Here is a 19,059-nt window from a genome sequence, read left to right as displayed (position 1 = left end):
ACGGACATCATGACGGAACTTTTGGGCGCATATGTGCCGATTGCGATCTTCATCGGTTTGGCGCTGGTGATCGGACTGGCCCTGCTGATTGCGCCATTTGCGATTGCCTACAAAAACCCCGATCCCGAAAAGCTCTCCGCCTATGAATGCGGCTTCAACGCATTTGACGACGCACGCATGAAATTCGATGTGCGCTTTTATCTGGTGTCGATTCTTTTCATCATTTTCGACCTTGAAGTGGCATTCCTGTTTCCCTGGGCGGTCTCGTTCGGTGAGATTGGCTGGATTGGGTTCTGGTCAATGATGGTGTTTCTCGGCGTTCTGACGGTCGGCTTCATCTATGAATGGAAAAAGGGAGCGCTCGAATGGGAGTGAGCAACCAGACACTGGTGGCGCCCGCGGCCAAGGGGATCATCGATCCCAACACCGGCAAGCCGGTGGGGCAGGATGATGCGTTCTTTGGTGAGGTCAACAATGAACTCGCCGACAAGGGGTTTCTGGTCACCTCGACCGATGAGCTGATCAACTGGTCGCGCACCGGATCGCTGATGTGGATGACCTTTGGACTGGCCTGTTGCGCCGTCGAGATGATGCAGATGTCGATGCCGCGCTACGATGCCGAGCGCTTCGGTTTCGCGCCGCGCGCCAGCCCGCGCCAGTCCGACGTGATGATCGTTGCGGGCACGCTGACCAACAAGATGGCGCCTGCTCTGCGGAAGGTCTACGACCAGATGCCCGAGCCGCGTTACGTGATCTCGATGGGGTCCTGCGCCAATGGCGGCGGTTACTACCACTATTCCTATTCGGTGGTGCGCGGCTGCGACCGCGTGGTGCCCGTCGACATCTATGTACCGGGCTGCCCGCCCACAGCCGAAGCGCTGCTCTACGGTGTTCTTCTGCTGCAGAAGAAGATGCGCCGTACCGGCACGATCGAGCGCTAGGATTGATGACACATGAGTGATGCCCTCAAGGACCTTTCGGACTATCTCGGCGAGATCAGAGGCAATCTGATCGAGAGCTCCGAAATTGCCTATGGTGAACTGACGCTGATCGCGCAGCCGGCCAATCTGATTGAACTGATGACGTTCCTGCGTGATGACGCGCAGTGCCAGTTCGTCAACTTCATAGATTGTTGCGGCGTCGACTGGCCGGGCCGCGCCGAGCGGTTTGACGTGGTCTATCATCTGCTTTCGCCGCGCCAGAACATCCGGATCCGGGTCAAGGTCGCCACCGCAGAGGATGCTCCGGTGCCATCGCTTACGGCGGTCTATCCGGGGGCGGACTGGTTCGAGCGGGAAGCCTATGATCTCTATGGCATCCTGTTCACCGGTCACCCGGACCTGCGCCGGATCCTCACCGATTACGGATTTGAAGGCCATCCGCTCAGGAAGGACTTCCCGCTCACCGGCTTTGTCGAAGTGCGCTACGACGACGAGGTCAAGCGGGTGGTCTATGAGCCTGTCGAACTCAAGCAGGAATTCCGCAACTTCGACTTTCTCTCTCCCTGGGAAGGCACCGATTATGTGCTTCCGGGCGATGAAAAAGCCAAGGGTTGAGGACCGGAACCATGAACGAACATAACGTCCGCAACTTCAACATCAATTTCGGCCCCCAGCATCCGGCGGCGCACGGCGTTCTGCGCCTGGTGCTTGAGCTCGATGGTGAAATCGTCGAACGCGTCGATCCGCATATCGGGCTTTTGCACCGCGGCACCGAGAAGCTGATCGAGGCCAAGACCTATCTGCAGGCCGTTCCGTATTTCGACCGGCTCGACTATGTCGCGCCGATGAATCAGGAGCATGCCTTCGCGCTTGCTGTTGAAAAGCTTGCCGGTGTTACCGTGCCGAAGCGCGGCCAGCTGATCCGGGTGCTCTATTCGGAAATCGGCCGGATCCTGTCGCATCTGCTCAACGTGACCACCCAGGCGCTGGATGTGGGCGCGTTGACGCCGCCGCTGTGGGGCTTTGAAGAGCGCGAAAAGCTGATGGTGTTTTACGAGCGGGCCTGCGGCGCGCGGCTTCATGCCGCCTATTTCCGGCCCGGTGGCGTGCATCAGGATCTGCCCGATGATCTGGTCGAGGACATCGGCAAGTGGTGTGATCCGTTCCTTCAGACCTGCGATGACATCGAAGGGCTTTTGACCGACAACCGTATCTTCAAACAGCGCAATGTCGATATCGCCATCGTCAAGCTTGATGATGCCTGGGCCTGGGGCTTCTCGGGCGTGATGGTGCGTGGCTCCGGCGCCGCGTGGGACCTGCGCCGCTCGCAGCCCTATGAGTGCTATTCGGAAATGGATTTCGACATTCCGATCGGCAAGAACGGTGACTGCTACGACCGTTACCTGATCCGCATGCAGGAAATGCGTGAATCGGTAAAGATCATGAAGCAGTGCGTCGAGCAGCTGCTGGGCAAGGAAAAGACCGGCCCGGTGTCTGCCACCGATGGCAAGATCGTTCCGCCCAAGCGCGGCGAGATGAAGCGCTCGATGGAAGCGCTGATCCATCACTTTAAGCTCTACACCGAAGGCTACCGGGTGCCGGAAGGCGAGGTCTATACAGCCGTGGAAGCGCCCAAGGGCGAGTTCGGCGTCTATCTGGTCTCCGATGGCTCGAACAAGCCTTACCGCTGCAAGATCCGGGCGCCGGGCTACGCGCATCTCCAGGCGATGGACTTCATCTGCCGTGGTCACCAGCTGGCCGACGTTTCTGCCGCACTGGGCTCGCTCGACATCGTGTTCGGGGAGGTTGACCGGTGAAGCGACTTGCCCTGCTGATATCGGCCGTTCTGATAGGTACTGTCTCCGTGCAGGCCCAATCCAGTCCGCGGTTCGGGAATGGCGGGGATTCCGTTGGCGCTCTGGTCGCCGATGGCTTTGAAATCAAGTCCGTTGTTCTCAACAACGGCAAATACATCGTTTTCCTGCAGAAAGAGCGCAAAGCGTTCGCCTGCGAGTTTTCACGGGTCAACAAATCGCGTTGTGGCGAAATCCAGTAGGCCGGAAGAAAGACCAAAGAGCACACCATGTCCGTTCGCAGACTTGCCGAAGAGAGTGTCCAGCCCGCGGAATTCGCGTTTAACCGTGAATTTGCCGCGCAGGCCAAGACCTGGATAAAGAAGTATCCCAAGGAGCGCGCGCAATCGGCGGTGATCCCGCTGCTGATGCTTGCTCAGGAGCAGGACGGCTGGGTGACCAAGCCTGCGATCGAGACCATAGCTGACATGCTCGGCATGCCCTATATCCGGGCGCTTGAAGTGGCGACGTTCTATACCCAGTTCCAGCTCAAACCGGTGGGCACGCGCGCCCATATTCAGGTTTGCGGCACCACGCCTTGCATGCTGCGCGGCTCGGAAGAGCTGATGGAAGTCTGCCGCAGCAAGATCCATCCGGAGCCATTCCATCTCAACGAGAGCGGGACGCTTTCGTGGGAAGAAGTTGAATGCCAGGGCGCCTGCGTGAACGCGCCGATGGTGATGATCTTCAAGGATGCCTATGAGGATCTGACACCGGAGCGGCTCGCTTACATCATCGATCGTTTCGATGCCGGCCGTCCTGAGGACATCAACACCGGTCCGCAGATCAAGCGCACCTTCTCTGCACCGGCAAGCGGTCTGACGAGCCTCACCGAAGAGATCAAGCCGGGCAGCAAGCGGGCTGCTAAGTCGACCAAGGCAAAGGCAAGCACGCCTGCCGCCAAATCGCCGTCCAATCCAAAAGCGGTCAATTCGACCGCAGCTGTCGCCAACACCGCCAAGTTGGTGACGTCGGCGAAGAAACCGGCCGCCAAGACAACGGTGACCAAGGGCAATGCAACAATGGCTGTCGCTGCGACAGCATCCGGTCGTGCCAAAGCTGCCGCGGACAAGACTGCTGCGCCGAAGTCCGCAGCAGCAGCGAAACCCTCAGCTGCGAGTGCCGCGCCTTCGCTGGAGGACAAGAATCGTCCCGCTGGGATCGCCAAGCCTGCCAACCCGGAGGACCTCAAGATGATTTCCGGCGTCGGACCGAAGATCGAAGGCATTTTGCACTCGCTCGGCATCTACACGTTCGCTCAGGTTGCTTCGTGGAAAAAGGCCGAACGCGAATGGGTTGACGGATATCTGAAATTCAAGGGCCGCATCGAGCGTGAAGACTGGGTCAAGCAGGCCAAGGCGCTGGCCAAGGGTGGCGAGGCCGAGTACATCAAGGTCTTTGGCAAGAAGCCGCGCTGAGGAAGAAGCAATGGCCGATGTCACCAACGAGCTGATCTATGAGGTTTTGAAGGGGATCCAGGATCGCCTTTCCAAGATCGAGGACAGCCAGCGGGACATTCGCGAAGAGTTGATTGGGGTTCGCTTACACATGCATGCCATGCAAGGTGAGATAAACAGTATTTTTTCGCGCACCAGCGCGATTGAGAGCCGGTTGACGAAAATTGAGCGACGCCTTGATATCATTGGCGAACCCGCGGAGTGATGACCATGCTAGCTGACAAAGACCGGATCTTTACCAATATCTACGGCGTCTACGACAAGTCGCTCAAGGGCGCGATGGCGCGTGGCCATTGGGATGGCACCAAGGGGATCCTGGAAAAGGGTCGTGACTGGATCATCAACGAGATGAAGGCCTCGGGCCTGCGCGGCCGTGGCGGGGCAGGGTTCCCGACCGGGCTGAAATGGTCGTTCATGCCCAAGGAGAGCGATGGGCGTCCGCACTATCTCGTCATCAATGCCGATGAGTCCGAGCCGGGCACCTGCAAGGACCGCGACATCATGCGACACGATCCGCACACGCTGATCGAAGGCTGTGTAATCGCCGGTTTCGCCATGGGCGCGCATGCTACCTACATCTATGTCCGCGGCGAATATATGCGCGAGCGTGAAGCGCTGCAGGCGGCGATCGACGAATGCTACGAAGCAGGCCTTCTGGGCAAGAATTCCAAGCTTGGCTACGACATGGATGTCTATGTGCACCATGGCGCCGGTGCCTATATCTGCGGCGAAGAGACTGCGCTGCTTGAAAGTCTTGAGGGCAAGAAGGGCCAGCCGCGGCTGAAACCGCCTTTCCCGGCCAATGTTGGCCTTTATGGGTGCCCGACGACCGTCAACAATGTGGAATCGATCGCGGTTGCGCCGACCATTCTGCGCCGCGGTGGCGCCTGGTTTGCTGGCATCGGCCGGCCCAACAACACCGGCACCAAGCTGTTTTGCGTGTCCGGCCACGTCAACACGCCGTGCACGGTCGAAGAGGCAATGTCGATCCCGTTCCGCGAGCTGATCGACACCCATTGCGGCGGCATCCGCGGCGGCTGGGACAATCTGCTGGCGGTCATTCCCGGCGGGTCTTCTGTGCCGCTGGTGCCTGGAGCCGATATCGTCGACACGCCAATGGATTTTGACAGCCTGCGTGACCTCAAATCGGGCCTTGGCACGGCTGCAGTCATTGTCATGGACAAGTCGACCGATGTGGTCAAAGCGATCTGGCGACTGTCGGCCTTCTACAAGCACGAGAGCTGCGGCCAGTGCACGCCTTGCCGCGAGGGCACCGGCTGGATGATGCGGGTCATGGACCGCATGGTCAAAGGCAATGCGCAGAAGCGCGAAATCGACATGCTGTTTGATGTCACCAAGCAGATCGAAGGCCACACCATCTGCGCGCTTGGCGACGCGGCGGCATGGCCGATCCAGGGCTTGATCCGGCATTTCCGTCCCGAGATGGAAGCACGGATCGATCAATACACACGCAATGCCGTTCAAAGCTGCAACACGCGGCTGGAAGCGGCGGAATAAGAGGCCTGCAACGCCGGGCCCGGCATACCTAGGGAAACGTCACAGGGGATAAGAGCCAACAACCGACTAAGGAGAGACTGATGTCGATGTTTTCTTTTCCCGCAGACATGAACATGAATGAAATGATGAAATCGATGAGTGCCATGACCAACTGGACCAAAGTGGAAGAGATGCCCGTCTCGCCGCTCATGGTCTATCCGTTGGGTGCGGCGGCGGCGGCGACCGCCATCGGTTTCGGTATGGCTGGCCAGATGGCCGGAATGATGACCGGCGCAATGCAGGCGGCGATGCAGAGCCAGGGAGCCGCATTGGGCTCGAAGCCTGATCTGAGCTGGATGTTCCCGGTCTTTGCCGAGGACCTTGCCCCGGAAGAGACTGATGCCGCTCCGGTTGTGGCCAAGACCGCAGCACGGCCCCAGGCAAAAGCCAAATCGGCTGACATTGTCGAGCTGAAGCCGTCTGCGAAGGCGGCCAAGGACGTGCCGGAAGCCAAACCGGCAGCAAAGACCGTCAAGGCCAAAGCAGCTCCGGCCAGGTCCAAACCCGCAGCCCCGGCAAAGGCGAAGTCAACGCCTTCCGACGAGGGTGCGGTTGCGGTGGTCGAGAAGCTCAAGTCGGATGCAAAGATTGCTGCTGCGGCTGCCAGTGAAACCGCACCATCGGCCAACGCTGCTGCACCCGCTGCCGCGCCTGCTCTGGAGCCGGAAGATTTCCGCCGCCCGGCAGAGATCGAAAAGCCGGATGGCCCGGATGATCTCAAGCTGATTTCAGGCGTGGGACCAAAGCTCGAGCAGGTTCTCAACGGGCTTGGCATTTGGACATTTGCGCAGATCGCTGACTGGAAGGCGGAGGAAATCGCCTGGGTTGACGATTACCTGCAATTCAAGGGCCGTATTGACCGTGACGACTGGATTTCCCAGGCGCGGACATTGGGCCAGGGCGGCAAGATCGCCTGACAGGATGAATAGTTTCGGGCGGCGTGCGCCGTCGCCCGGAGAGACGACAATCAGGTCCCTTCAAGGGATGGCGCGCGGCCCCAATGGTCGCCTGCAAAGACAGGACTGCTTGCATGGCCAAGATCAAGGTTGATGGAAACGAGATCGAAGTGCCGGACCACTACACGCTGTTGCAGGCGTGTGAGGAGGCCGGTGCGGAGGTGCCGCGGTTCTGTTTTCACGAGCGGCTTTCGATTGCCGGCAATTGCCGCATGTGCCTGGTCGAGGTGAAGGGCGGACCGCCCAAGCCCGCCGCATCCTGTGCGATGGGCGTGCGCGACCTGAGGCCCGGCCCGAACGGCGAGGCGCCTGAAGTGTTCACCAACACGCCGATGGTCAAGAAGGCCCGCGAAGGCGTGATGGAGTTCCTGCTGATCAACCATCCGCTTGATTGCCCGATCTGCGACCAGGGCGGCGAGTGCGACCTGCAGGACCAGGCCATGGCGTTCGGCATGGACAACTCGCGTTATGAGGAAAACAAGCGCGCGGTTGAAGACAAATATATCGGGCCGCTGGTCAAGACGATCATGAACCGCTGCATTCACTGCACGCGCTGTGTTCGTTTCACCACCGAAGTGGCTGGCATTTCCGAGCTCGGCCTGATCGGCCGTGGTGAGGATGCGGAAATCACCACCTATCTCGAGCATGCGATGAGCTCGGAGATGCAGGGCAATGTGATTGACCTTTGCCCGGTCGGCGCGCTGACCTCGCGGCCCTATGCCTTCCAGGCGCGGCCGTGGGAGCTCAACAAGACCGAATCCATCGACGTGATGGACGCCTGCGGTTCGGCGGTCCGGGTGGATACCCGTGGCCGGGAAGTGATGCGGGTGATGCCGCGCGTCAACGAGGCGATCAACGAGGAATGGATTTCCGACAAGACCCGCTTCATCTGGGACGGTTTGCGCACCCAGCGCCTTGATCGGCCCTATGTGCGCCGCAATGGCAAGTTGGAAGTTGCTTCCTGGGGCGATGCGTTCGGCGCGATCGCCAAGGCGGTGTCCGCAGCCAAACCGGAGAAAATCGGTGCGATCGCAGGCGATCTGGCCACCGTTGAAGAGATGTTCGCGCTCAAGTCGCTGATGACATCACTGGGCTCGTCCAACATGGATTGCCGTCAGGATGGCGCGGCGCTTGACCCGTCGATGGGCCGTGCAGGCTATGTCTTCAACCCGACCATCGAAGGCATTGAAGATGCTGACGCGATTCTGATCATCGGCTCCAATCCGCGCCGCGAGGCTGCCATCCTCAATGCGCGTATCCGCAAGCGCTGGCGCATGGGCGAGTTGCCGATCGGTTTGATCGGGGAAGCCGCCGATCTGCGCTATGGGCATGAGTATCTTGGTGCAGGGCCTGACACGCTCAAGGAGCTGGTGGACGGCGGCAACAAGTTCACGGCCAAGCTCAAGCGCGCCAAGAAGCCGATGATCATCATCGGTCAGGGCGCTCTGGCACGCGGCGATGGCGCGGGCGTTCTCGCCAGTGCAGCCAAGCTCGCCGAAGCCGTTGGCGCGGTGAAGGGCGACTGGAACGGCTTTGCAGTGCTTCACACAGCGGCTGCACGGGTTGGTGGCCTCGATCTCGGCTTCGTGCCGGGCGAGGGTGGCCTCGATGCAGGCAAGATGCTGACCGACACTGATGTGCTGTTCCTGCTGGGCGCGGATGAACTGGATTTCACCAAGAAGACCGCCGGCTTCACCGTCTATATTGGCACCCATGGCGACAATGGCGCGCATCATGCCGATGTGATCCTGCCGGCTGCGACCTACACCGAGAAATCCGGCACCTATGTCAACACAGAAGGACGGGTGCAGATGGTCAACCGCGCGGCTTTCGCGCCGGGTGACGCGCGGGACGATTGGGCGGTGCTTCGGGCCCTGTCGGAGGTGCTGGGCAAGAAACTGCCCTATGATTCGCTCGCTGCTCTGCGCGCAGCGCTCTATGCCGAGTTCCCGCATTTTGCGGAAATCGACATGATTTCAACAGCCGATCCAGCCGCAATTGCCGCAATTGCGAAGAAAGCAGGCCGAATGAACAAATCGGCGTTTGCGTCGCCGGTCAAAGACTTCTATTTGACCAACCCGATCGCACGCGCTTCGGCGGTGATGGCTGAATGCTCGGCCTTGGCGAAGACCGCCAAGGCGATAGCGGCGGAATAGGGGCGGGAAACACCATGGACGGTTTCATCACAAACTATGTCTGGCCCGGGGCAATCATCCTGGCGCAATCGGTCCTGATGCTGGTCGCGCTGCTGATCTTCATTGCCTACATTCTTTATGCCGACCGCAAGATCTGGGCTGCCGTGCAGCTTCGCCGTGGTCCGAACGTCGTTGGGCCGTGGGGTCTGTTCCAGTCCTTTGCCGACCTTTTGAAATTTGTGTTCAAAGAGCCAGTGATCCCGTCGGGTGCCAACAAGGCGGTGTTTCTGCTTGCACCGTTGTTGGCTGTGACCCTTGCGCTGGCCAGCTGGGCAGTGATACCGGTCAATGCAGGCTGGGTGATCGCTGATATCAATGTCGGCATCCTGTTCGTTTTTGCCATTTCCTCGCTCGAGGTTTACGCCATCATCATGGGCGGCTGGGCGTCGAACTCGAAATATCCGTTCCTGGGTGCGCTTCGTTCGGCGGCGCAGATGGTCTCTTACGAAGTCTCCATGGGCTTTGTGATCGTCTCGGTGCTGTTGTGCGTCGGTTCGCTCAATCTGAGCGAAATCGTCATGGCGCAGGCCACGGGCCTGGGCACCTCGGTGGGCATGCCAAGTTCGCTGCTGGATTGGCACTGGTTGCCGCTGTTCCCTCTGTTCATCATCTTCTTCATCTCGGCGCTGGCCGAAACCAATCGCCCTCCCTTCGACCTTCCCGAAGCTGAATCGGAGCTGGTGGCTGGTCACATGGTGGAGTATGGCTCGACGCCGTACATGATGTTCATGCTCGGTGAATATGCGGCGATTGTCCTGATGTGCGCGCTGACAACGATCATGTTCCTGGGTGGCTGGCTGCCGCCGGTGGATGTGTGGTTCCTAAATTGGGTGCCTGGCATCATCTGGTTTGTGCTCAAGGTCTGCCTGGTGTTCTTCATGTTCTCCATGGTCAAGGCTTTCGTGCCGCGCTACCGCTACGACCAGCTGATGCGGCTTGGCTGGAAGGTGTTCCTGCCGATCTCGCTGGGCATGCTGGTGATCGTGGCCTTCGTGCTCAAGCTGACGGGGACTGCCCCATGATGCCGATCAAGATTTCAACCATCGGGCGCTGTGCGCCAGACAACCGCGGAGACTGACCATGGCCTTGGCTCAAGCCGCAAAATCGCTTTTCCTGAAGGAGTTCGTTGGCGCGTTCTTTCTCTCCATGCGCTACTTCTTCAAGCCCAAGGCGACGGTGAACTATCCTTACGAAAAAGGTCCGGTGAGCCCGCGTTTCCGCGGTGAGCATGCGCTGCGCCGCTATCCCAATGGCGAAGAGCGCTGCATTGCCTGCAAGCTCTGCGAGGCGATCTGCCCGGCGCAGGCGATCACCATCGAGGCCGGCCCGCGCCGCAATGACGGAACGCGGCGCACGGTGCGCTACGACATCGACATGGTCAAATGCATCTATTGCGGCTTCTGCCAGGAAGCCTGCCCGGTGGATGCGATTGTCGAGGGACCGAATTTCGAATTCGCGACGGAAACCCGCGAAGAGCTCTACTACGACAAGGACCGGCTGCTCGCCAATGGCGACCGCTGGGAACGGGAAATCGCGCGCAACATTGCGATCGATTCGCCCTACAGGTAATCCCGGGAGCCGGCGCATCATCGGGATGTGGCGGTTTCCATAAATTTGACGGGGCTGGACCGCGGTTGTTGCCGCACAAAGCCTGTTTCGGGGCAGGGGCAAACGCGCCGCTGTCACTCGGGGGAAAGACGAAAAGGCGCCGATCATGGGTCTGCAGGCTCTGTTTTTCTATATGTTTGCCTTCGTGGCAGTGGCATCCGCATTCATGGTGATTGCGGCGCGCAACCCGGTGCATTCGGTGTTGTTCCTCATTCTCACCTTCTTCAACGCGGCCGGTCTGTTCCTGCTCACCGGAGCCGAATTCCTGGCGATGATCCTTCTGGTGGTCTATGTCGGTGCGGTGGCGGTGCTGTTCCTGTTCGTGGTTATGATGCTCGATATCGACTTCACCGAGATGAAATCCGGAGCGCTCGAATATGCGCCGGTCGGCGCTCTGGTGGGGATCATCCTGGCTGCCGAACTGATCATCGTTCTGGGCGGCAACGCATTCAGCCCATCGGCGGCCACCAGCGGTGCCAATCCGATACCGGCGCTGAGCGAACGCTCAAACACCCAGGCACTCGGCGATGTGCTTTACACCGACTACATCTTCTTCTTCCAGATTGCCGGCCTGGTGCTGTTCGTGGCGATGATCGGCGCCATCGTGCTGACGCTGCGCCATCGCGAACACATCAAGCGGCAAGACATCAACCAACAGGTCGCCCGGACACCCGAGACTGCCGTCGAGGTGGTCAAGGTCAAGCCCGGACAAGGCATCTGAACGCGGCGACGTGAAGGAACAATTGAATGGAAATCGGACTCTCCCATTACCTGACGGTCAGCGCGATCCTCTTCACGCTCGGCATTTTCGGGATCTTCCTGAACCGCAAGAACGTGATCGTGATCCTGATGTCGGTCGAACTGATCCTGCTGGCGGTCAATCTGAACATGGTGGCCTTCTCGATGCATCTCAATGACATCGTCGGCCAGGTGTTCGCGCTGTTGATCCTGACGGTTGCTGCTGCGGAAGCGGCAATCGGGTTGGCCATTCTCGTCGTCTTCTACCGAAACCGCGGCTCCATCGCCGTGGAAGACGTCAACATGATGAAGGGCTGAGAGAGCCATGTACCAAGCTATCGTCTTCCTGCCACTGATCGGCGCGCTTATCGCGGGTTTCGGCGGACGTGCCATCGGCGCCAAGGCGTCCGAATATGTCACGACGTTGTTCCTCATCGTCGCGGCCGTTCTCTCCTGGGTGGCGTTCTTCACGGTCGCCATGGGTGAAACCGAAATGATCCGGGTGCCGGTGATGCGGTGGATCGATTCCGGCTCGTTCAGCGTTGACTGGGCGCTCAGGATCGACACGCTGACAGCGGTCATGCTGGTGGTGGTCAACACGGTGTCCTCGCTGGTCCATCTCTATTCGATCGGCTACATGCATCACGACCCGCACCGGCCGCGGTTCTTTGCCTATCTGTCACTGTTCACCTTCGCCATGCTGATGCTGGTGACGTCGGACAACCTGCTGCAGATGTTCTTCGGCTGGGAAGGCGTTGGTGTCGCCTCCTATCTGCTGATCGGTTTCTGGTACAAGAAACCATCCGCCAATGCCGCCGCGATGAAGGCCTTCATCGTCAACCGTGTGGGTGACTTCGGCTTCCTGCTCGGAATGTTCGGCGTGTTCATGCTGTTCGGCTCGATCTCCTATGACGCGATTTTCGCCGGTGCGGCGGATTTCATTCCTGTTGAGGGTGCAGAGCCGGGTGAGGCGGTCATCACGCTGTTCGGCATGCATCTCGACAAGGCGCATGCGCTGACCGCGGTCTGCCTGCTTCTGTTCATGGGTGCTATGGGCAAGTCGGCGCAGTTCCTGCTCCACACCTGGCTGCCTGACGCCATGGAAGGCCCGACACCTGTGTCGGCGCTGATCCATGCCGCGACCATGGTGACGGCCGGCGTGTTTCTCGTGGCGCGTATGTCGCCGCTGTTCGAACTCTCCGTCGACGCGCTCACCGTGGTGGTGATCACCGGCGCCATCACGGCGTTCTTCGCTGCGACCGTCGGTCTGGTGCAGAATGACATCAAGCGGGTGATTGCCTATTCGACCTGCTCGCAGCTCGGCTACATGTTCGTGGCCCTTGGCATCGGCGCCTATGGCGCTGCCGTGTTCCATCTCTTCACCCATGCCTTCTTCAAGGCACTGTTGTTTCTTGGCGCCGGATCGGTGATCCACGCGGTATCCGATGAACAGGACATGCGGCGGATGGGTGGCCTGAGGAAGAAGATCCCGATCACCTACTGGATGATGATCATCGGCACGATCGCACTGACCGGTGTCGGCATCCCGGGAACCGTGATCGGCACTGCCGGGTTCTTCTCCAAGGATGCAATCATCGAATCGGCTTATGTCGCGCACAACCCGGCTGCAGGCTTCGCCTTTGGCTTGCTGGTGATCGCGGCGCTGTTTACCAGCTTCTATTCATGGCGGCTGATCTTCATGACTTTCCATGGCAAGCCGCGGGCCTCTGCAGACGTGATGCATCACGCCCATGAATCGCCACCGGTCATGCTGGTGCCGCTGTTTGTGTTGGCTGTGGGCGCCTTGTTCGCCGGCGTGATCTTCAAGGAATATTTCTTCGGTCACCACTATACCGAATTCTGGGGCTCGGCGCTGTTTACGTTGCCTGACAACAAGATCGTGGAAGAGTTCCACCATGTCGCGTTGTGGGTGAAGCTGAGCCCGTTCGTCGCCATGCTTCTGGGGCTTGTGACCGCATGGTACTTCTACATCCGCTCGCCCGGAACACCCAAGCAGCTGGCCGAGGATCACAGCCTCCTCTACCAGTTCCTGCTCAACAAGTGGTACTTCGACGAGCTTTACGACTTCATCTTTGTCCGCCCCGCCAAATGGCTCGGAAGGTTCCTGTGGAAGCAGGGCGATGGCCGCGTCATTGACGGATATGGCCCCGATGGCATTGCCGCCCGGGTTCAGGACATCACCGGCCGGGTTGTCAAACTGCAGACCGGATATCTCTACCACTACGCCTTCGTGATGCTGATCGGAATTGCAGCGCTAGTCACATGGATGATGCTCGGGAGTGCATTTAGATGACCGATTGGCCTCTTCTGTCCGTCGTCACCTTCATACCTCTGATCTGCGTGCTGTTTTTGCTGCCGATCAAGGATGACACCGAGATCGGACGCCGCAACATTCGTCAGGTGGCGTTGCTGGGCACCACAGCGACCTTCATCATGTCGCTGCTGATCTGGGCGAATTTCGATTATGCCGATCCGGGCTTCCAGATGGTGGAGAATATCGAGCTTGCCGGCTCGGGCTTCTCCTACGCGATGGGCGTGGATGGCATTTCGATGCTGTTCGTGATCCTGACCACTTTCCTGATGCCGCTGTGCATCCTGGCAAGCTGGAACTCTGTGGAAACCCGTGTGCGCGAATATATGATCGCGTTCCTGGTGCTTGAAACCATGATGATCGGCGTGTTCTGCGCGCTCGATATTGTGCTGTTCTACATCTTCTTCGAGGCCGGCCTCATTCCGATGTTCATCATTATCGGTGTCTGGGGCGGCAAGCGCCGTGTCTATGCGAGCTTCAAGTTCTTCCTCTACACGCTTGCCGGTTCGGTGCTGATGCTGCTGGCGATCATGGCGATGTTCTGGGATGCCGGCACCACCGATATCCGCGCCCTGCTTGCGCACAACTTCCCGGCCGAAATGCAAACCTGGCTATGGTTGGCCTTCTTTGCCTCCTTCGCGGTGAAAATGCCGATGTGGCCGGTGCACACCTGGCTGCCCGATGCCCATGTGGAAGCGCCGACGGCCGGATCGGTGATCCTGGCAGGCATTCTGTTGAAGCTCGGTGGCTACGGGTTCCTCAGGTTCTCGCTGCCAATGTTTCCGCTGGCGTCCGCCGACTTTGCGCCATTCATTTTCGTGCTGTCGGTTGTTGCGATCATCTACACCTCGCTGGTGGCGCTGATGCAGGAAGACATCAAGAAGCTGATTGCCTACTCCTCGGTGGCGCATATGGGCTTCGTGACGATGGGTATCTTTGCCGCCAATCAACTGGGCGTGCAGGGGGCGATTTTCCAGATGCTCAGCCACGGGCTGATCTCGGGCGCCTTGTTCCTTTGCGTCGGCGTTGTCTATGACCGGATGCACACCCGCGAGATCTCTGCCTATGGCGGGCTCGTCAACAATATGCCGAAATATGCGGTGGTGTTCATGATCTTCACCATGGCCAATGTCGGGCTTCCCGGCACATCGGGCTTTGTCGGTGAGTTCATGACGCTGATCGGGGTGTTTCAGGCCAACACCTGGGTGGCGCTTTTCGCTGCGACCGGGGTGATCCTGTCTGCGGCCTACGCGCTGTGGCTCTACCGTCGCGTGGTGTTCGGGGCGCTGGAGAAGGAAAGCCTGAAAGCCATGCTCGACCTGTCGGGCCGGGAAAAGGCAATCATCTATCCACTGGTTGCGCTGGTCATCTTCTTCGGTTTCTACCCGGCGCCGATCCTTGATGTGACGGCGGCTTCGGTCGACGCGCTGATCAACAATTACACGGCTTCCCTGCAGGCGGCGCGCGATCTTGCGCTGTCGACCCAGTAGAGCCACGGAGACTGCGGGACCATGACGCCAGAAATTCTCTTTTCAAGCCTCCAGCTTTCCCTGCCCGAGCTCATGCTTGCGGGCGGGGCGATGCTCCTGCTGATGGTCGGGGTTTTCTCCGGCGAAAAATCGGTGACCATGGTCAATGGCCTGGCCGTTGCGCTGCTGATTGCCGCGGGCCTGGTGCTGGTGCTGGTGATCGGTGACGGTGAAGCCTACAACGGGGCGTTCCTGTCCGATCCTTTCGCCCGCTTCATGAAGGTGCTGGCGCTGATCGGTTCGATCACCGCCATGGTGATGACCGTTGGCCATGCCAAGGCGGAGCGGATCGACAAGTTCGAGTTCCCCGTGCTGATCGTGCTTGCGACGCTCGGCATGCTGTTGATGATTTCGGCCAATGATCTGATCGCGCTCTATATGGGCCTCGAGCTGCAGTCGCTGGCGCTCTATGTGGTTGCGGCGATCAACCGCGACAGCACGCGCTCCACGGAAGCGGGCCTGAAGTACTTTGTCCTGGGTGCGCTGTCCTCGGGCATGCTGCTCTATGGCGCGTCGTTGGTCTATGGCTACACCGGCCATACCGGGTTTGACGAGATTGCTGCCGCGATTGCCGGTGAGGAGCGTTCACTGGGCCTCGTCTTCGGTCTGGTGTTCCTGCTTGCCGGTATCGCCTTCAAGATTTCCGCTGTGCCGTTCCACATGTGGACGCCCGATGTCTATGAAGGCGCGCCGACGCCCGTCACCGCGTTTTTCGCGGCCGCGCCGAAGATCGCCGCCATGGCGGTGCTTGTGCGGATCGTGATCGAGGCCTTCGAGCCGGTTACGCTCGACTGGCAGCAGATCGTGGTGTTCATCTCGATCGGCTCGATGCTGCTGGGCGCCTTTGCGGCGATCGGGCAGAAGAACATCAAGCGGCTGATGGCCTATTCCTCGATTGCGCATATGGGCTTTGCACTTGTCGGTCTTGCAGCCGGAAGCCAGGCTGGTGTGCGTGGCGTGATCCTCTACATGCTGATCTACATGGTGATGACGCTCGGCACCTTCGCCTGCATTCTCGCGATGCGGCGCAAGGAAGAGGGCAATGTCGAGCAGATCGATGATCTGGCCGGCCTGTCGTCAACCAATCCGTTCATGGCGCTGATGCTGACCATCTTGATGTTCTCGCTGGCAGGCATTCCGCCGCTCGCCGGGTTTTTCGGCAAATATGTGGTCTTTGTCGCCGCCATCGAAGCCAAGCTCTACGCGCTGGCGATCATCGGCGTGCTGGCCTCGGTTGTTGGTGCCTATTACTATCTCCGGATCATCAAGATCATGTGGTTCGATCAGCCAACCGGTGATTTTGCGCCCGTGGCCGGGGAGTTGAAGCTGGTCTTCGGTGTGTCCGGTCTGTTCGTGCTGTTTTATGTGGTGGTTTCCAATCCGCTTGGACTGGCTGCAGACGTCGCCGCGAAAACCTTTTTCTAGCATGGCGCGGCGTCGCGCATGAACGTGAACGGTTTCCGGCACATCGAACTGGGAGATGTCGCATCTACCAGCATCGAGTGCATGGAGCGCGCACGGGCCGGGGATCCGGGTGGGCTTTGGGTCACTGCAAACCGGCAGACCGGCGGGCGTGGCCGGCGTGGACGGCCCTGGGTGTCGGAACTTGGCAATCTTTATGCGTCGCTGCTTTTGATCGACCCAGCGCCCTGGGCGGCGATGGCGAGCCTGCCGCTGGCGGTGACTGTTGCGGTCTATGATGCGGTGGCGGCGGTGCTGCCGGGGGATCAGGCCAATTTCAGAATCAAGTGGCCCAATGATCTTCTGATCTCAGGCGGCAAGACCGCAGGCATCCTGATTGAGTCCGAGACATTGCCTGATGGCCGCATGGCGGTGGTGATTGGGTGCGGCCTCAACATCGCCCACCGGCCCGACGCCGGTCTCTACAAGGCCACCTGCCTGCGCGAGCATGGAAGCGCCGTTACGCCGCAGGATCTGTTCGCCAAATTGGTGGTCTCCATGGATGCAAGGCTTGCACAGTGGGACCAGGGCAGGGGCCTGGGCAGCATCCGCCAGGCCTGGATCGACCGGGCTGACGGGATCGGAAATCCGGTCACGGTTAATTTGCCAGACCAGCAAATCCATGGTCTGTTTGAGGGAATTGATGGCGAAGGCAGGCTGATGCTTGCAGCCGATGACGGAACAAGACAATTGATCGCCTCGGGCGATGTGTTTTTCGCGTCCGCGAAAAATGATCAGACAGGATAGTTGATGACCAAAGACAATGATCTCGTATTCATACCGCTGGGCGGTGTCGGCGAAATCGGAATGAACCTGGCACTCTACGGCTATGGCACCCCGAAAGACCGGGACTGGATCATGGTGGACTGTGGCGTGACCTTCCCCGGGCCTGAACTGCCCGGCGTCGATCTTGTCTTGCCGGACATTGATTTCGTGAAAAAGCTGGGTGGCCGGCTCAAGGCGATCATCATCACCCATGCCCATGAAGACCATTATGGCGGGCTTGCGCAGATCTGGCCGCAGCTCAAGGTTCCGGTCTATGCCTCGGCCTTTACCGCGGGCATGCTGGAAGCCAAGCGGGCCTATGAGCGCACCCGCGCGGAAGTGCCGGTGACGCTGTTCAAGGCGGGAGAGCGCTTCACGGTCGGTCCGTTCGAGATCGAGCCGGTCGCCGTCAACCACTCCATTCCCGAGCCGTTCTCGCTGGCAATCGGGACGCCGCTGGGCAAGCTCATTCACACCGGCGACTGGAAAATCGACACCACACCGTCGCTTGGGCCGCTGACCGATGAGAACAGGTTCCGGCAACTTGGCGAGGAGGGAATCCTCGCCATGATGTGCGATTCCACCAATGCGATGCGCGACGGCATTTCGCCATCCGAGCATGAGGTGAGCGCCGGGCTCCGCGACGTCATCGAACAGGCCGAGGGCCGGGTCGCGATCACGACGTTTTCGTCCAATGTCGGCCGCATCCGCTCGATTGCCGAAGCTGCACGCGATGCTGGCCGTGAAGTCTTGTTGATGGGCAGCTCGATCAAGCGGGTGGTCAATGTCGCCACAGAGCTCGGCATGATGGAGGGATTGCCCGGATTCCTCGAGGAAGACGAATACGGCTTCATTCCGCGCAACAAGGTGGTGGTGATCCTCACCGGCAGCCAGGGCGAGCCGCGTGCGGCGCTGGCCAAACTTTCGCGTGACGAGATGCGGCATGTCGCACTCGCCTCGGGTGATACGGTGGTGTTTTCCTCGCGCACCATTCCGGGCAATGAAAAGGGCATTCTCGAAATCAAGAATGCACTGATCGACCGCGGCCTGAAGATTGTCTCCGACACCGACGCCCTTGTGCATGTGTCGGGCCACCCGCGCCGCAACGAATTGGTGCAGATGTATGAGTGGGTCAAGCCACAGATCCTGGTTCCGGTGCATGGCGAGGCTGCCCATCTGACCGCACAGGCCGAGCTGGCTCAGGCGTCGGGTATCGCCATAACTCCAAGGGTTCGAAATGGATCGATCCTCAGACTCGCGCCCGGAGTACCCGATGTCATCGGCGAGGCGCCGCATGGCCGGGTCTACAAGGATGGTCACCTGATCGGCGATTATGACGAGATGGGGATCTCAGAGCGGCGCAAGCTCTCCTTTGCCGGCCATGTCGCCGTCAATGTGGTGCTCGACCAGCGTTTCGAATTTCAGCGCGACCCGGTGGTCTCTGCCATGGGCTTGCCTGCCTTTGATGTGGAAGGCGATGACATGGAGGACATTCTCTATGATTCCGTGCTCGGTGCGGTCGAAAGCATTCCGCGTGGCCGCCGCAAGGACATCGACAATGTACGCGAGGCAATTCGCCGCTCTGTTCGCGCCGCGGCAAACGAGGTATGGGGCAAGAAGCCGGTGGTGACGGTTTTCGTCACCCGGGTCTGACAATCTCGTGCGAG

At 59.7% G+C, this 19,059-nt stretch carries 19 protein-coding genes; all 19 read left to right on the top strand.

All coding sequences use genetic code 11. The annotated features are described in order from the left end of the window. Positions 1-9 precede the first annotated feature (9 nt). Positions 10-375: an NADH-quinone oxidoreductase subunit A gene (locus tag HPDFL43_RS12160; RefSeq protein ID WP_007197641.1), complete on the top strand. Its 366-nt coding sequence runs from the start codon at positions 10-12 to the stop codon at positions 373-375. Next, a complete protein-coding gene (locus tag HPDFL43_RS12155) occupies positions 366-941 on the top strand; it encodes a NuoB/complex I 20 kDa subunit family protein (RefSeq protein WP_007197640.1) in 576 nt (191 codons plus the stop codon). The genes HPDFL43_RS12160 and HPDFL43_RS12155 overlap by 10 nt, the downstream gene beginning before the upstream one ends. Positions 942-953: 12 nt before the next feature. Further along, positions 954-1,556, top strand: a complete 603-nt coding sequence (locus HPDFL43_RS12150; protein ID WP_007197639.1) for an NADH-quinone oxidoreductase subunit C — start codon at positions 954-956, stop codon at positions 1,554-1,556. A gap of 11 nt (positions 1,557-1,567) precedes the next feature. Then, positions 1,568-2,758, top strand: coding sequence for an NADH-quinone oxidoreductase subunit D (locus HPDFL43_RS12145; RefSeq protein ID WP_007197638.1), 1,191 nt, complete (start codon positions 1,568-1,570; stop codon positions 2,756-2,758). Further along, entirely contained in the window at positions 2,755-2,997 is a 243-nt protein-coding gene (locus HPDFL43_RS12140; protein WP_007197637.1) for a hypothetical protein, read from the top strand. Before HPDFL43_RS12145 ends, HPDFL43_RS12140 begins: the two co-directional genes overlap by 4 nt. Before the next feature lie 27 nt (positions 2,998-3,024). Continuing rightward, positions 3,025-4,212 (top strand): NADH-quinone oxidoreductase subunit E, encoded by a 1,188-nt coding sequence (locus HPDFL43_RS12135; RefSeq protein WP_007197636.1) that lies wholly within the window; start codon positions 3,025-3,027, stop codon positions 4,210-4,212. A gap of 10 nt (positions 4,213-4,222) precedes the next feature. Further along, positions 4,223-4,456, top strand: a complete 234-nt coding sequence (locus HPDFL43_RS12130; RefSeq protein WP_007197635.1) for a hypothetical protein — start codon at positions 4,223-4,225, stop codon at positions 4,454-4,456. Between the two features lie 5 nt (positions 4,457-4,461). Further along, positions 4,462-5,769 carry an NADH-quinone oxidoreductase subunit NuoF gene (gene nuoF / locus HPDFL43_RS12125; RefSeq protein WP_007197634.1) on the top strand — a complete coding sequence of 436 codons (1,308 nt, stop codon included), beginning with the start codon at positions 4,462-4,464 and terminating at the stop codon, positions 5,767-5,769. 80 nt (positions 5,770-5,849) lie between these two features. Further along, the gene (locus HPDFL43_RS22170; protein WP_210165591.1) at positions 5,850-6,725 is read left to right on the top strand and encodes an NADH-quinone oxidoreductase subunit E; all 876 of its coding nucleotides are present in this window, start codon (positions 5,850-5,852) and stop codon (positions 6,723-6,725) included. A 113-nt stretch (positions 6,726-6,838) separates the two neighbouring features. Then, positions 6,839-8,920, top strand: a complete 2,082-nt coding sequence (gene nuoG / locus HPDFL43_RS12115) for an NADH-quinone oxidoreductase subunit NuoG (RefSeq protein WP_007197632.1) — start codon at positions 6,839-6,841, stop codon at positions 8,918-8,920. 14 nt (positions 8,921-8,934) lie between these two features. Continuing rightward, complete coding sequence (gene nuoH / locus HPDFL43_RS12110) at positions 8,935-9,981, top strand: NADH-quinone oxidoreductase subunit NuoH (RefSeq protein ID WP_007197631.1); 1,047 nt, start codon at positions 8,935-8,937, stop codon at positions 9,979-9,981. A 58-nt stretch (positions 9,982-10,039) separates the two neighbouring features. Beyond that, a complete protein-coding gene (gene nuoI, locus HPDFL43_RS12105) occupies positions 10,040-10,528 on the top strand; it encodes an NADH-quinone oxidoreductase subunit NuoI (protein WP_007197630.1) in 489 nt (162 codons plus the stop codon). 145 nt (positions 10,529-10,673) lie between these two features. Beyond that, positions 10,674-11,288, top strand: a complete 615-nt coding sequence (locus HPDFL43_RS12100) for an NADH-quinone oxidoreductase subunit J (RefSeq protein WP_007197629.1) — start codon at positions 10,674-10,676, stop codon at positions 11,286-11,288. Between the two features lie 26 nt (positions 11,289-11,314). Beyond that, the gene (gene nuoK / locus HPDFL43_RS12095; RefSeq protein ID WP_007197628.1) at positions 11,315-11,623 is read left to right on the top strand and encodes an NADH-quinone oxidoreductase subunit NuoK; all 309 of its coding nucleotides are present in this window, start codon (positions 11,315-11,317) and stop codon (positions 11,621-11,623) included. A 7-nt stretch (positions 11,624-11,630) separates the two neighbouring features. After that, positions 11,631-13,619 (top strand): NADH-quinone oxidoreductase subunit L, encoded by a 1,989-nt coding sequence (nuoL, locus tag HPDFL43_RS12090; RefSeq protein ID WP_007197627.1) that lies wholly within the window; start codon positions 11,631-11,633, stop codon positions 13,617-13,619. Further along, positions 13,616-15,127: an NADH-quinone oxidoreductase subunit M gene (locus HPDFL43_RS12085; protein ID WP_007197626.1), complete on the top strand. Its 1,512-nt coding sequence runs from the start codon at positions 13,616-13,618 to the stop codon at positions 15,125-15,127. The genes nuoL and HPDFL43_RS12085 overlap by 4 nt, the downstream gene beginning before the upstream one ends. A gap of 21 nt (positions 15,128-15,148) precedes the next feature. Further along, positions 15,149-16,591 (top strand): NADH-quinone oxidoreductase subunit NuoN, encoded by a 1,443-nt coding sequence (nuoN, locus tag HPDFL43_RS12080; protein ID WP_007197625.1) that lies wholly within the window; start codon positions 15,149-15,151, stop codon positions 16,589-16,591. 18 nt (positions 16,592-16,609) lie between these two features. Then, positions 16,610-17,374 (top strand): biotin--[acetyl-CoA-carboxylase] ligase, encoded by a 765-nt coding sequence (locus HPDFL43_RS12075; protein WP_007197624.1) that lies wholly within the window; start codon positions 16,610-16,612, stop codon positions 17,372-17,374. A 3-nt stretch (positions 17,375-17,377) separates the two neighbouring features. Next, positions 17,378-19,045 (top strand): ribonuclease J, encoded by a 1,668-nt coding sequence (locus HPDFL43_RS12070; protein ID WP_007197623.1) that lies wholly within the window; start codon positions 17,378-17,380, stop codon positions 19,043-19,045. Positions 19,046-19,059 lie beyond the last annotated feature (14 nt).

It is taken from the genome of Hoeflea phototrophica DFL-43 (assembly GCF_000154705.2).
In the GTDB taxonomy this organism is placed as follows: domain Bacteria; phylum Pseudomonadota; class Alphaproteobacteria; order Rhizobiales; family Rhizobiaceae; genus Hoeflea; species Hoeflea phototrophica.
Note: the sequence above shows the minus strand (reverse complement) of the source record. Positions and strands in the feature narration are given on the sequence as shown.

What these genes read in the sequence shown, in the direction of transcription:
- HPDFL43_RS12130 (WP_007197635.1), top strand. Translation starts at nt 4,223, where the DNA reads ATGGCCGATGTCACCAACGAGCTGATCTATGAGGTTTTGAAGGGGATC.
- nuoF (WP_007197634.1), top strand. Translation starts at nt 4,462, where the DNA reads ATGCTAGCTGACAAAGACCGGATCTTTACCAATATCTACGGCGTCTAC.
- nuoI (WP_007197630.1), top strand. Translation starts at nt 10,040, where the DNA reads ATGGCCTTGGCTCAAGCCGCAAAATCGCTTTTCCTGAAGGAGTTCGTT.
- HPDFL43_RS12145 (WP_007197638.1), top strand. Translation starts at nt 1,568, where the DNA reads ATGAACGAACATAACGTCCGCAACTTCAACATCAATTTCGGCCCCCAG.
- HPDFL43_RS12075 (WP_007197624.1), top strand. Translation starts at nt 16,610, where the DNA reads ATGAACGTGAACGGTTTCCGGCACATCGAACTGGGAGATGTCGCATCT.
- nuoN (WP_007197625.1), top strand. Translation starts at nt 15,149, where the DNA reads ATGACGCCAGAAATTCTCTTTTCAAGCCTCCAGCTTTCCCTGCCCGAG.
- HPDFL43_RS12100 (WP_007197629.1), top strand. Translation starts at nt 10,674, where the DNA reads ATGGGTCTGCAGGCTCTGTTTTTCTATATGTTTGCCTTCGTGGCAGTG.
- HPDFL43_RS12070 (WP_007197623.1), top strand. Translation starts at nt 17,378, where the DNA reads ATGACCAAAGACAATGATCTCGTATTCATACCGCTGGGCGGTGTCGGC.
- nuoL (WP_007197627.1), top strand. Translation starts at nt 11,631, where the DNA reads ATGTACCAAGCTATCGTCTTCCTGCCACTGATCGGCGCGCTTATCGCG.
- HPDFL43_RS12085 (WP_007197626.1), top strand. Translation starts at nt 13,616, where the DNA reads ATGACCGATTGGCCTCTTCTGTCCGTCGTCACCTTCATACCTCTGATC.
- nuoH (WP_007197631.1), top strand. Translation starts at nt 8,935, where the DNA reads ATGGACGGTTTCATCACAAACTATGTCTGGCCCGGGGCAATCATCCTG.
- nuoK (WP_007197628.1), top strand. Translation starts at nt 11,315, where the DNA reads ATGGAAATCGGACTCTCCCATTACCTGACGGTCAGCGCGATCCTCTTC.
- nuoG (WP_007197632.1), top strand. Translation starts at nt 6,839, where the DNA reads ATGGCCAAGATCAAGGTTGATGGAAACGAGATCGAAGTGCCGGACCAC.
- HPDFL43_RS12155 (WP_007197640.1), top strand. Translation starts at nt 366, where the DNA reads ATGGGAGTGAGCAACCAGACACTGGTGGCGCCCGCGGCCAAGGGGATC.
- HPDFL43_RS12150 (WP_007197639.1), top strand. Translation starts at nt 954, where the DNA reads ATGAGTGATGCCCTCAAGGACCTTTCGGACTATCTCGGCGAGATCAGA.
- HPDFL43_RS22170 (WP_210165591.1), top strand. Translation starts at nt 5,850, where the DNA reads ATGTCGATGTTTTCTTTTCCCGCAGACATGAACATGAATGAAATGATG.
- HPDFL43_RS12135 (WP_007197636.1), top strand. Translation starts at nt 3,025, where the DNA reads ATGTCCGTTCGCAGACTTGCCGAAGAGAGTGTCCAGCCCGCGGAATTC.
- HPDFL43_RS12160 (WP_007197641.1), top strand. Translation starts at nt 10, where the DNA reads ATGACGGAACTTTTGGGCGCATATGTGCCGATTGCGATCTTCATCGGT.